Here is a 12538-nt window from a genome sequence, read left to right as displayed (position 1 = left end):
AGAGTTTGGAGGTGGCACCTCGGACGACTTCGTGCCGAGTTCCCCGGCATCCGCCTCGACTCGGCGCGGTTGAATCCCGCCGCACATGCATCGGTTGTGCGGCCAGATCCGGGAGGTACGCGTGACGACTTCACGACCTTCAGTGAAAGCAGCAGATCCCTCGGCCCGTGACGGCTCTGTGTTCGAGTTCGAACGCAACGGCGCCGAGCAGCCTGCAGCGGACCGGCCCAGAAGCCCTCGAGCGGACGTCGTGGTGAAGGGCCGCAACGTCGAGGTTCCCGATCATTTCCGAATCCACGTGGAGGAGAAGCTCTCCCGACTCGAGCGTTTCGATCCGTCGATCCACCTGTTCGACGTCGAACTGTTCCACGAACGCAATCGCCGCCAGCGCAAGAACTGCCAGCGCCTCGAGATCACCGTGCGCGGCAAGGGACCGGTGGCCCGGTCCGAGGCCTGTGCGGACAGCTTCTACGCCGCGCTCGAGTCGGCCGTGGAGAAACTGGAGAGCCGCCTGCGCCGCAGCAAGGATCGGCGGCGCGTGCACTACGGGGAGAAGACCCCCCTCTCGGTGGCCGAGGCCACGGCCACGCTGATCGATGAGGCGGTACCGGCCCCGGCCAACGGGACCGTCACCCACGAACATCGGTCCGAGGACACGGAATCCGGCGAATACGCCGGGCCGGGCCACATCGTCCGGACCAAGGTGCATCCGGCGAATCCCATGTCGGTCGACGACGCGCTCTACCAGATGGAACTCGTCGGCCACGATTTCTTCCTCTTCCACGACCGCGACACCGACCGACCGTCGGTCGTCTATCGCCGCCACGCCTTCGACTACGGCCTGATCCGGCTCGCGTAGCGGCATCCGATTCGCGCACGGGGCCGATGGTTTCCGCCTTCGGCCCCTCGTCGCCAGGCTGTCCGGTCCGGACAGCGAGCAGGGGGAATTGCAGCGCCGGTGCCTTATCATAGGTATTGAACGGCCCTGTGACCGACGGGAGGGGAATTCAATCGGCGCACCCGTGGGGGGGCGCTTTCGATTTAGCATTGTGGATTCTGCCGGACAATCGAGTTCGAATACTTCGACTCGGTGTATTCGGCGTGCTCATGAAATCGAGGAACGACATTATGCTGGCGTACGAACGACCGACTCTGGTCCGAATCGGCTCTTTCCAGGAGGTTACGGAAGGCTTCTCCAGCTTCCTGCCCGAGTTCCCCTTCGGGGACCAGAACTGGCCGAACTGAACGCGTCGGGCCGCGGCTCGGCCGGTGCGCCGACGCGGAGTCGCGGCTCGTCCGGATTCGGCTGATTTCGCCGAATCGAACCGAATTCAGGGGGGAACATTGGCTGTGCTGTCGAGCGCGCCGTCATGGTTTCTGGTTCTAGCCGACGGGCCGGGTGCGGAAATCGTCGACGATCGGGTGCGTGCCGAATACGGAAGCGTGCGGGAAATATCTCATCCGAGTGGCCGCCCGTGGATCATCGGGCATTGGGAGGAATCCGAAGTCGCCGTGTACCGAGGCCGCGACGAGGCCTGTGCGGCCATCGGCGAGCACGATATGCCGCCCGGCAGGCTCGCCGGTCTCGGCGCCGAACTCTTCGGCCGGGCGACGGCCTCGGCCCCCGGCAGCTTCCATGTGATCGGCTCCCGTCCCGGCCGAGTACGCGTGCGCGGCACGGCCTCCGGGTTGCGGCGGGTCTTCCATGCCGTGGTGGACGGCGTCCGAGTCGCGAGCGACCGCGCCGATGTCCTCGCCACGCTGGCCCGAGCCGAGATCGACCGGCAGCAACTCGCGCTCCTGCTGCTGTACGTCGTGCCCTGGCCGCTGCCGTTCCGGTCCGTCTGGTCCGGCATCGAGGTGGTATGGCCCGGCCACACGCTCGAGATCGACCACCACGGCCACGCCGCGCAGCACCGGTGGTGGCAGCCGCCGGCCGCCGAACTCACGCTGGCAGAGGGCGCCGAATTGCTCCGAGCCCGCCTGCGCGAGGCCGTCGAACTGAGAACCGCGGGCAAGCGCCGCGTGGCGTCCGATCTGGGCGGCGTGGATTCGACGGCGCTCTGTTCCCTCGCCGCCCGCAGCGGCGCCGAGGTCGTGGCCATCACCGCGACCAGCCCCGACGACCTGGACGACGACATCCGCTGGGCCCGCGACACCGTGGCCGGGCTGGGCTCGGTCGAACATGTCGTGGTCGGCGCCGACGAACTACCCCTGACCTACGACGGGATCTGCACCACCGACGACCGCTTCGACGAGCCGTGCATCGTCCAGGTCAACAAGGCCAAACTGGAGGCGGTCTGCCATCGCAGCGTCGACCTGGACACGCAGATCCGGTTCGTGGGATTCGGTGGCGACGAAATTCTCCGGGTGAGCTGGGGGTGGCTGCACGCGACCGTCCGACGGGATCCGCTGACGGCCATCCGCACGGCGCGGCGCTGGTCGGCGAAGCACAAGTATCCGCTGTGGCGGGTCGGAATGCAGATGGCCGGAAACAAATCGTACCGAGAACATCTAACTGATATCGCCGACAATATTGTGTCGACCCCGGCCTGGGCGCCCGATCCGGCGATAAATTGGGGCCTCGGCATCATATCTCCGCCGTGGCTCACCACCGGCGCATCGGAAACGGTGCGCGACGCGATACGCGAATGCGCGAAAGACGCCGAACCCTTGGCCCAGGATCGCGGGCTGCATCAAACGCTGGAACAGCTGCACGGTGTCGCGCGCGGCGCTCGATTATGCCAGCAATTCGCCAGAAGAATAGGCGTGCCCATCGCGGCGCCCTATCTCGACGATTCGGTGGTGGGGGCCGCCTTATCGGTGCGCCCGCCGGAGCGGGTCGACACCGGTCGATACAAGCCGCTGCTGGCCGAGGCTATGGCCGGAATCGTTCCGGAAACGTCCCGTCATCGCGGCACCAAAGCCAATACTTCGGCGGGCGTCGCGCGCGGTCTGCGGCGGCACCGCGGGGATATTCTTGCGTTGCTGGAGAATTCCCGGCTCGCCGAACTCGGAATAATCGACTCGGCGGCGGTCCGAGATCTGTGCGCCCAACCTCTGCTGATCGATAAGCACCGCGCCTCGCTCGACCTGACCATCGCCGCGGAGGCGTGGCTACGGGGGGAATCATGAATTCACTGTTCCTGGACAAGGTTTCGCTGGCCGAGACCGATTACGGCGTCATGGTGCTCGACGAGCGCAGCGGCGTCTACTGGGGTCTCAACGGCTCGGCCGCCGTGGCGCTGCGGGAGTTCGCGGAGTCGCGCAGTCTCACCGCGGCGGTGGCGGCCGTCACGGCGAAGTACGACGTAGCCGAGCAGCAGGCATTGGACGACATCCGCGCGCTGCTCGGCGAACTGCGGTCCGCCGGCCTGATCGGCGACTGGGAAACCACCTCGGAGTTGTCGTGACAACGCACCATCCGCTGTTCCACGACCCCGGCGTGACGTCCCTGCGGGCGCGGATCCTCATCCATGTCCTGGTGGCCGTCGCCCGCGTCCTGGCGAAGGCGAAACCGGCACGAATCCGAGCGATCCTGGCGATACTCCGGATCGGCGCCGCGCCCGCCACATTCGAGGCCGCGAGCGTCGCGCACGAGCAGGTCACGGCGGTCAGCTACGCGTGTGTCGGGCCGCGCTCGTGCCTGCTGCGCTCGATCGTGATCACCCTGCTGTGCCGGACCAGAGGCCAATGGCCGACCTGGCGGGTCGGCGTCCGCAGGCTGCCGCCGATGGCCGCGCACGCGTGGGTGGAAGCCGAGGGCGAACCGGTGGGCGAGTCGTTCACCGGTGACTACTACGCCGTCCTGATGTCCGTTTGTCTGTGACACCGTGTCTCGATTTTATTCTTACCTCCGAGTAAGTTTGGTGGCCAGGTGGTTCTCTCGAAAGGATTCCCATGGCAACCCAGGGCGCTCGCCGTGCCGTCATCGTCTCCGGGGCTCGCACACCGTTCGTGCGGGCGTTCACCGACTACACCCGGATGGACTCCATCGACCTGGCCGATGCGGCGGTTGCCGGACTGCTGGAGCGGACCGGGCTGCCCAAGGAGCAGGTGCAGGCGATCGTGTGGGGCGGGGTCATCCTGCCCAGCGCGGCCCCGAACATCGCCCGCGAGATCGCCCTGGACCTGAAGCTCGACCCGGGCTGCGAGGGCCACACCGTGACCCGGGCCTGTGCGTCCGGACTGCAGGCGGTCACCACGGCGGCGGCGGCCATCGAGCGCGGCGAGTACGACATCATGATCGCCGGCGGCAGCGACTCGACCAGCAACGCCGAGGTCAAGTTGCCGCAGAAGATGGTGCATGCGGCGGCGCCGCTGGCGCTGGGCAAGCCGAAACCCAAGGACTATCTGTCGGCGGTGGCGCAGCTGGCGCCGTTCACCGATCTCCTGCCGCGCCGGCCGAAGATCGAGGAGCGCACCACCGGCGAGGTGATGGGGGAGTCGGCGGAGAAGATGGCCGGTATCCACGGTGTCACCCGCGTCGCGCAGGACGAGTTCGCCGCCCGCTCGCACCACCGGTCCGCCGCGGCCATCGAGTCCGGCCGCTTCGACCGCGAGGTGCTGGAAGTCGTGACGCCGGAAGGGAAGTCGGTCACCCGCGACGGCTTGGTGCGGGCGAACACCAGCGTCGAGAAGTTGTCGGCCTTGGCTCCGGTGTTCGCGAAGGACGGCACCGTCACCGCCGGCAACGCCAGCCCGCTCACCGACGGGGCCGCGGCGGTGCTGCTGATGAGCGAGGAGAAGGCCCGCGAGCTGGGCCTGCAACCGCTGGCCGCGTTCCGCTCCTGGAGCTACGTCAGCGTCGACCCGCGTGATCAGGTGCTGATCGGCCCGGCCATCTCCATGCCGCGTGCCCTCGACAAGGCCGGAATGTCGCTCGCCGACGTCGATTTCGTCGATATCCACGAGGCGTTCGCCGCCCAGACCCTGTCGGTGCTGGCCGCGCTGGCCAGCGACGACTGGGCCGAGAACCGCCTGGGTCGAGACTCGGCCGTCGGCGAGATCGACCCGGCGATCCTGAACGTGCACGGCGGCTCGGTCTCCCTCGGGCACCCCTTCGGTGCCACGGGCGCCCGCATGGTCACCACCATGGCCAACGAACTCGCGCTGTCCGGCAAGAGCGCCGCCCTGCTGGGCATCTGCGCGGCGGGCGGCATCGGCGCGTCGGCGGTCCTGGAACGCGTCTGAGCCGCGACGGTTTACCGCCCACGTACAGGCGACGGTTCATCTATATCTGGCGGTGCGGGGAAAGCAGCTGGCGCGCAGCGATACTCAGGTCCGGAAGCGTTCCCAGTGGATCGCGTGCTCGAGCGGACGCCGGGCGCGCCAGCCGAAGCGCTCCAGATCCGGCGTCTGCTGGAATTCGTGCACCGGCCCGACACACAGCCACGCGATCGGACGGATACCCGGCGGCAACTCGATCAGGTCGGTGAGGAACGGGCTGTCGTAGAAGCTCACCCAGCCGACGCCGACGCCCTCGGCGGTGGCCGCCAGCCACAGGTTCTGAATGGCGAGAACCGTGGAGTAGAGCCCGGTTTCGGGGACGGTGGCCCGCCCGAGCACCTGCGGCCCGCCGCGGCTGTCGTCGTGGGTGACGACGATGCCGGTGCCGCTCTCGGTGATGCCCTCGATCTTGATCGGATCGAAGACCCGCGCCCGCTCGGGCGGCAGCGCATCCCGGAATTCGGTGCGCTTCCGCGCGACGTGCGCGGCGAACCGCGCCAGCCGCTGCCGGTCTCGCACGACGACGAAATCCCACGGCTGCGAATTGCCGACGCTGGGCGCGCGGTGCGCGGCGTCGAGGATCCGCAGCAGCGTCTCGTCGTCGACCAGTTCCCCGGTGAACTCCGCGCGCACGTCGCGCCGCTGTCGAATCACGTCGTAGATACCGGGTTGAGCCAACACGTGCCTCAGTCAATCAGGCGGGGCGACATCGGTCCGCCGCACCCCGGGAAACCACCTACACAAAGGCGCACCCCGTATCGGTGAGGGGAACCGATACGGGGTGCGTGAATACGGGAAGCTCAGGCGACGGCCGCCGCGGCCCGGCGGGCGATCCGGCGACGGCCCTCCTGCAGCGCGGTGCGCAGCCCACGGCGGCGACCGGTGGCCGGGTCGATCGTGGACGCGCCGCCGAAGGCGCGCTCGGACCTGGTCTCCGGGGCGTCGTCGGTGCTGCGACGCAGGTACTTGTTCGGCAGCGACAGCTTGATGATGGTGCGCCACGACTTGGCGTACTGCACCGGCAGCGAGCCGGTGGTGTAGGGCAGGTCGTACTTGTCGCACAGTTCACGCACCCGCACCGCGATCGCGGCGAGCCGGTTGCTCGGCAGGTCCGGGAACAGGTGATGCTCGATCTGGTGCGAGAGGTTGCCGGTCATGAAGTGCAGCAGCGGGCCACCGGAGATGTTGGCGCTGCCCAGCATCTGCCGCAGGTACCACTGGCCCTGGGTCTCGCCGTCGATGTCGGCCTTGGTGAATTTCTCGGCGCCGTCGGGGAAGTGGCCGCAGAAGATGACCGCGTTGGTCCACACGTTGCGCACCACATTGGCGGTGATGTTGGCCGTCAGTGTGGAGAAGAACGCCGGACCGGTCAGCAGCGGGAAGATCAGGTAATCCTTGGCGACCTGCTTGCCGACCTTCTTCAGCACCAGGCGGCGGTCCGCCTCGAACTGCTTGCGCTCCGGGCTGTCGGCGGCCCACTTCTTCTTGGCGACCTTGCCCAGCTCCAGATGCTGGATCGCGACGCCGTATTCGAAGAACATCTGCAGCAGCAGGTTGTACACCGGCTGGCCGAGATAGAACGGCGCCCAGCGCTGGTCGCGGGTGACGCGCAGCAGGCCGTAGCCGATGTCGTCGTCCATGCCCAGCACGTTGGTGTACTTGTGGTGCAGGAAGTTGTGCGTGATCTTCCAGTGCTCGGACGGGCCGACATTGTCCCACTCCCACGTCGCGGAGTGGACCTCGGGATCGTTCATCCAATCCCACTGGCCGTGCATGACGTTGTGGCCGATCTCCATGTTCTCGATGATCTTGGCGGTGCTCAGCAGCGCCGTGCCGGCCAGCCAGGCCGGCGGCAGGAAGCTCGCGAACAGCACCGCGCGGCCGGAGATCTCGAGCGCGCGCTGTAGCCGGATCACATTACGGATGTACTTGGCGTCGCGCTCGCCACGGGACGCCTCGATCTCGCGCCGGATCGAATCCAGCTCGGCACCGATGGCCTCCACATCCTCGGGAGTGAGGTGGGCGTATTCCTTGACATCCGAGATCGCCATGCCGGTTACACTACCGTAGGTTACGGCTCCGTAGGTTGTGGCTTTATCGATTCACAACTGTGGCGTACGCCGCATTGTGATCGAGACCAACATGTGCTTAATTGGACCGCTGACGTCGGCGTACCCGTCGAATCGCGCGCTCGCGCAACGCCCGCTGCCGCAACACCTTCTTCTCCTGGCGAGCCTTGTCCTGCAGGGCCAGTTTGGCCTCGTGCAGCGACTCCTTCTCGTGGCGCGCCTTCTCCTTCAGCGCCACCTTGGCCTCGGCCAGCGCCGAGCGCAACCCGCGGCGCTGCCCGGTCACCGGATCCACCGGCCAGTGGTTCTCGGCCCACTGCTCGGTGCTCGGCAACGCGGGCAGGGTCAGCCCGGCGAACTTGCGCTCCGAGGAGGTCTCGGGGGCGTCGTCGGCCGTGCGCCGCAGGAACCGGTCCGGCAGCGCCAGCTTGTGGATGGTGCGGAAGGCGAGCAGATACTGCTTGCCCAGCGAGCCCGTGGTGTAGGGCAGGTCGTATTTGTCGCACAGCTCCCGCACTCGGCGGGCGACCTCGGGATAGCGGTTGCTCGGCAGGTCGGGGAACAGATGGTGCTCGATCTGATAGCACAGGTTCCCGCTCATGAACGCCATCACGGGGCCCGCGGAGAAGTTCGCGCTGCCGAGCATCTGCCGCAGATACCACTCGCCGCGGGTCTCACCCTCCAACTGCTCGATGGTGAATTTCTCCGCGCCGTCGGGGAAGTGGCCGCAGAAGATGACCGCGTATGCCCACAGGTTGCGGACCAGGTTGGCGGCCGCGTTCGCCTCGAGCGTCGATTTCCAGCCGGGACCGGTGAGTGCCGGGTAGATCACGAAGTCCTTGGCGACCTGCCGGGCGATCTTGCGTCCGAACGCCCGGTTCGGCTCGGACATCACCTGCCAGCGCGGAGTGTCGGACAATTCCCTGTCGATGCTCCAGTCGTGCAGGGCTATACCCCACTCGAAGGTCGCGGCCAGCACCAGATTCGCCGCGGGCTGCGCCAGGTGTACCGGTCGCCACTCCTCGTCGCGGGTCATCCGCAGGATCCCGAAACCGAGGTCCTCGTCCTTGCCGAGCACGTTGGTGTAGGTGTGGTGCGAGTAGTTGTGCGCCCGCCGCCACTGCGCCGACGGCCCGGTCATATCCCACTCCCAGGTGGTGGAGTGGATTTCCGGGTCGTTCATCCAGTCCCACTGCCCGTGGCTGATGTTGTGCCCGAGTTCCATGTTCTCGATGATCTTGGCGACCGAGAGCATCGCGGTGCCGGCCACCCAGGCCCACCGGTTCCGCCCGGCGAACAGCGTCGCGCGGGCTGCCGCCTCCAGCATGCGCTGAGCGCGGATGGTGCGCCGGATGTAGGTCGCGTCGCGTTCGCCGAGCGATAGCTCCACGTCCCGGCGGATCGTGTCCAGTTCTTGACCCAGGGTCTCGATATCGGCCGCCGTCAGATGGGCGAACCCCTTGATATCGGTGATTGCCACCGCGTCTCCTGCTCCCTGTGCTCGGTGCCGTGCCTTCGGTACGGCGTGTTCGCGGCCCGGAGGCTCGACTACCCTCGAGGGTATCGGGTTTCGGTGAACCCGCGGCCGCGGATGATGGTCCCCTCGGCTATACGTCGAGGGTGCAGTCGCCGGCAGCGGCCGAGATGCAGGTCTGGATCTTCTCTCCCGCTTGATGTTCCGTGCCGTTGCGCAGATCGCGCACGTGGCCGTCGGTGAGAGACACGACACAGGTCTGGCAGATGCCCATGCGGCAGCCGAACGGCATCTGCACGCCGGCGTCCTCACCGGCCTGCATCAGCGTGGTGGCGCCGTCTACGGTCGCGGTGCGCCCGCTGCGGCCGAAGGTGACGGTGCCGCCCTGCCCGACCGCGGAGCGTTCCACCTCGAACCGCTCGATGTGCAGCTTGTCGCTGAGCCCCGCTGCTGCCCAGTGCTTTTCGATGTCGTCGAGCATTCCCAGCGGGCCGCAGGCCCAGGTCTCGCGCTCGCGCCAGTCCGGGAACAGCGCATCGAGGCGATCCAGCGTGAACTTGCCCTGCTCGCCGGTCAGGTGCCGGTGCGAGGTGAAACTCGGATGCCGGTCGTGCAACTCGCTCAACTCGGCGCCGAACAACACGTCGTCGGCGGAGCGGGCGGAGTGCACGTGCACCACGTCGGGCCAGCTGCCGCGGCGATCCATGGTGCGCAGCATGGCCATCACGGGGGTGATGCCGCTGCCCGCGGTCAGGAACAGCACCTTCGCCGGCGGCGGCTCCGGCAGCACGAACCCGCCCTGCGGTGCGGCCAGCCGCACGATGGTCCCCTCGGGGACCCCGTTGACAAGGTGGCTGGACAGAAAACCTTCCGGCATCGCCTTGACCGCGATGGAGATCAGGCGCTTGGACCGGCTGTCGGGATCGGTCCAGTCCGGCGGGCAGGTCAGCGAGTAGGACCGCCAGTGCCAGCGGCCTCCGACCAGCACGCCGATGCCGATGTACTGACCGGGCGTGAACTTGAAATCGAAGCCCCAGCCCGGCTTGATGACCAGCGTGACCGCGTCGGTGGTCTCCTTGCGCACCGACACGATGCGCCCGCGCAGCTCGCGCGCCGACCAGAGCGGATTGATCAGATGCAGATAGTCGTCCGGTAGCAGCGGAGTGGTGACCCGGGCGGCCGCGCCGCGGAGCGCGTTCAGCCGCGTCCGGCCGGACATCTTCGCCTCGGCGACCGGTGCCTCCAACCATTCTCGGACGCCTTGTACCGATTTCAGGACCATCGTGCGGATGCTCATTTCACTGTGTTGAACGATGCCGGCGCGCTCCACCGCGCGCTCTCCCGGTGCCAGGTTACGGCATCGTAGGTTACCGCGGCACGCTCACATCAGATCCAGCAGGAACGGCAGCTCCTGGGTGGCGTACCAGGCCAGTTGATAGTCCTCGGCGTCGCCCAGCACGAACTCGGCGTCCTCGTCGCCCAGGTCGGCGGCGTCGACGACGTCCACGGCCTTGGCCACGGCCGGCTCCGCCTCGGCCAGGTCGACGTGCACCGACGCGATCCGGTTGAAGGTGATCGGGCCGGACAGCCGGACCACCGCGTCGTCCAGGTCGGGGCGCAGCGCGGCGCCGGTGACGTCGGCGGCGATCACCGCGCGGCGGTAGACCGGACCGGAATAGGGGTGCTCGGGGTCGTCGTCACCGGCGTGCAGGCCCGCCGCCTCGCGCTCCTCGGCGAGCAGGCGCAGCGCCGCGCGCGCGGCCTCGCCCATCGCCACCTCGGCCAGTTCCTCGTCGTCGCCGGAGGCGTAGGCCTCGCGCAGCGCCGGGGTCACCGCGAACGCCGTGTCGTTGATCGCGCGGAGTTCCCGGTCGGCCACCAGCTCGCGCAGCATCGGAACGGTCGCCGGAACGTAGACGCGTAGCTTCCGGTCGCCCGCGGGCTTGCCGGACTCACTGGACGCAGGCACCGAGCATCTCCTCCATGGATTCGTGCACCGCCGCGGACAGTACTCCGATATCGGCCATCGCATCGCGGTCGGCATTCAGACCGTAGAACACGCGGCCGTCGTAGGACGTGATGCCGATGCTCGAGGCCTGGTTGCGCAGCAGCGGCGACACCGGATACATCTCCAGCATCCGCGCGCCGCCGATGTACATCGGCCGTTGCGGACCCGGCGCGTTGGTGATCACCAGATCGAACGTGTGCTCTGCGAACGTACTCGCCGCGCGCACGCTCATGGCGTGCAGGCTCGCCGGGGCGAACCCGGCCATGTGCACCAGGGTGCGGGCCCGCACGCCGCGCCGGTGCCGGGCGTGCGCCTCGGTCGCGTGCGAGATGTGCGAGAGCCGCATCACCGGATTCGCCTCGCCTACCGGCAGATCGATCACGAACGACGACACCTCGCTGGCCGGTTTCATCCGGTCGCCGTGCTGCCCCTCGATGTACACCGACATCGGGACCACCGTCCGCAGCACCGCGGACTCGGTGAGCACCTCGTCGCGCGACTGCAGGAAGATGCGCAGCGCGCCGGTCACCACGGCCAGGATCACGTCGTTGATGGAGCAGTCGAAGCGCCGCCGGATCTTGCGGTAGTCCTCCAGATCGGTCCGGACCACGTCGAAGCGGCGGTTGCGGGAGGTGCGGGCGTGGAACGGGCCGTCGCGGCCGGGCGCGGTGCCGCGCAGCAGCGACACGGCCTTCTCCAACGCGCGCCCGCCGGCCAGCCCGAAGGCGTCGCCGCCGGCCTGCCGCAGCACCTCGAACGCCTCGCGCGGCTGCCCGGCCAGCTCGACCAGCGCCATCGCCAGCAGTTCGACCTCGCCGGGCTCGCGCACCGCGATCCAGGCGTCGTCGGCGACCTCGCGCGGCGACGGTCCGGCGTCGAGGATGACGTGCCCGATCTCCAGCGCGGTGCCGCCGTCGACCAGCGCGGAATGCGTCTTGGTGAACACCGCGCGGCGGCCGCCCGACAGCCCCTCGATCAGGTACATCTCCCACAGCGGACGGGTGGGGTCCAGCGGCCGCGAGGCCAGCCGGGCCACCAGGTCGTGCAACTGCGCGTCCGTGCCCGGACCGGGCAGCGCGGAGCGGCGCACGTGATAGGTGATGTCGAACCGGCCGTCGTCCACCCACACCGGGCGGCCCAGGCCGAAGGGAATCTCACGCACCTTGCGGCGATAGCGCGGGACCAGGGCGAGCCGCTGCTCCACCAGGTCGACGAGACCGTCGTAGTCCAGCGACGCCCCGCCGGAGTCGCCGGCGCCATCGCGCACGATCGCGAGGGAGCCGATGTGCATCGGATTGCTGCTCGACTCGAGCCGGTGGAACGACGCGTCCTGCGGCGTCAGTCTCGTGATCACGCTGCCGGGTGCTCCTTCCGATACCCGCTCCATTGTGATGTCACACAAACCGTTCGCGCCCCGGCGTGTGGGACATGTCGCGATACCGGGGGAAAGCCTTTGCGCTCGGCGGTCCCCATGGCATGCTGGTCCGATTCGTGTCAGGGGGAGACGACTACGAGGGGGAATCCGTGGGCAGCCGACGCCGGTCTCTGTCACGCGCGCCGAGTTTCGAGCCGCCGCTGGAGGGCGCCGGTGATTCCGGCGATCCGATGCGGCACGGTGGTCCGGCGAGCCGAGCCACGCTGCCCTGCCATCGTGCGTCCGCTCGTGGACCGGCGGCCGGCGCCCCCGGGCCGGCGCCCCGCCCCGCGCCGCCCGCCCGGCGGGCGACAACGGTCGCGTGCCCGGGGGGAAACGGATGC

General features: G+C 68.3%; 12 protein-coding genes. 6 read left to right on the top strand and 6 right to left on the bottom strand.

All coding sequences use genetic code 11. The annotated features are described in order from the left end of the window. The first annotated feature begins 178 nt into the window (after window positions 1-178). From hpf to QH470_RS37375, 6 genes are all read left to right on the top strand, one after another. On the top strand, window positions 179-859 hold the full coding sequence (gene hpf / locus QH470_RS37395) for a ribosome hibernation-promoting factor, HPF/YfiA family (RefSeq protein ID WP_280277125.1): 681 nt from the start codon (window positions 179-181) through the stop codon (window positions 857-859). A gap of 248 nt (window positions 860-1107) precedes the next feature. Beyond that, a complete protein-coding gene (locus tag QH470_RS38415) occupies window positions 1108-1245 on the top strand; it encodes a keywimysin-related RiPP (RefSeq protein WP_425302852.1) in 138 nt (45 codons plus the stop codon). 105 nt (window positions 1246-1350) lie between these two features. Further along, the gene (locus tag QH470_RS37390) at window positions 1351-3135 is read left to right on the top strand and encodes an asparagine synthase-related protein (protein ID WP_280277160.1); all 1785 of its coding nucleotides are present in this window, start codon (window positions 1351-1353) and stop codon (window positions 3133-3135) included. Continuing rightward, the gene (locus QH470_RS37385) at window positions 3132-3413 is read left to right on the top strand and encodes a lasso peptide biosynthesis PqqD family chaperone (RefSeq protein ID WP_280277124.1); all 282 of its coding nucleotides are present in this window, start codon (window positions 3132-3134) and stop codon (window positions 3411-3413) included. The genes QH470_RS37390 and QH470_RS37385 overlap by 4 nt, the downstream gene beginning before the upstream one ends. Further along, window positions 3410-3829, top strand: a complete 420-nt coding sequence (locus tag QH470_RS37380) for a lasso peptide biosynthesis B2 protein (protein ID WP_280277123.1) — start codon at window positions 3410-3412, stop codon at window positions 3827-3829. Before QH470_RS37385 ends, QH470_RS37380 begins: the two co-directional genes overlap by 4 nt. 71 nt (window positions 3830-3900) lie before the next feature. After that, window positions 3901-5193 carry an acetyl-CoA C-acyltransferase gene (locus QH470_RS37375; RefSeq protein WP_280277122.1) on the top strand — a complete coding sequence of 431 codons (1293 nt, stop codon included), beginning with the start codon at window positions 3901-3903 and terminating at the stop codon, window positions 5191-5193. 84 nt (window positions 5194-5277) lie between these two features. Here QH470_RS37375 and bluB read toward each other — a convergent pair whose 3' ends face one another. From bluB to QH470_RS37345, 6 genes are all read right to left on the bottom strand, one after another. Further along, window positions 5278-5907: a 5,6-dimethylbenzimidazole synthase gene (gene bluB, locus QH470_RS37370; RefSeq protein WP_280277159.1), complete on the bottom strand. Its 630-nt coding sequence runs from the start codon at window positions 5905-5907 to the stop codon at window positions 5278-5280. 122 nt (window positions 5908-6029) lie between these two features. Then, window positions 6030-7280, bottom strand: a complete 1251-nt coding sequence (locus QH470_RS37365) for a fatty acid desaturase family protein (RefSeq protein ID WP_280277121.1) — start codon at window positions 7278-7280, stop codon at window positions 6030-6032. Between the two features lie 97 nt (window positions 7281-7377). Continuing rightward, on the bottom strand, window positions 7378-8778 hold the full coding sequence (locus QH470_RS37360) for a fatty acid desaturase family protein (protein ID WP_280277120.1): 1401 nt from the start codon (window positions 8776-8778) through the stop codon (window positions 7378-7380). A gap of 127 nt (window positions 8779-8905) precedes the next feature. Next, window positions 8906-10069, bottom strand: coding sequence for a ferredoxin reductase (locus QH470_RS37355; RefSeq protein WP_400179695.1), 1164 nt, complete (start codon window positions 10067-10069; stop codon window positions 8906-8908). An 84-nt stretch (window positions 10070-10153) separates the two neighbouring features. Continuing rightward, on the bottom strand, window positions 10154-10666 hold the full coding sequence (locus tag QH470_RS37350; protein ID WP_280277157.1) for a DUF6912 family protein: 513 nt from the start codon (window positions 10664-10666) through the stop codon (window positions 10154-10156). 58 nt (window positions 10667-10724) lie between these two features. Further along, window positions 10725-12134 carry a WS/DGAT/MGAT family O-acyltransferase gene (locus QH470_RS37345; protein ID WP_280277119.1) on the bottom strand — a complete coding sequence of 470 codons (1410 nt, stop codon included), beginning with the start codon at window positions 12132-12134 and terminating at the stop codon, window positions 10725-10727. Between the last annotated feature and the right edge of the window lie 404 nt (window positions 12135-12538).

The sequence above is a fragment of the Nocardia wallacei genome (assembly GCF_029868745.1).
Taxonomy (GTDB): Bacteria; Actinomycetota; Actinomycetes; order Mycobacteriales; family Mycobacteriaceae; genus Nocardia; species Nocardia wallacei_B.
Note: the sequence above shows the minus strand (reverse complement) of the source record. Positions and strands in the feature narration are given on the sequence as shown.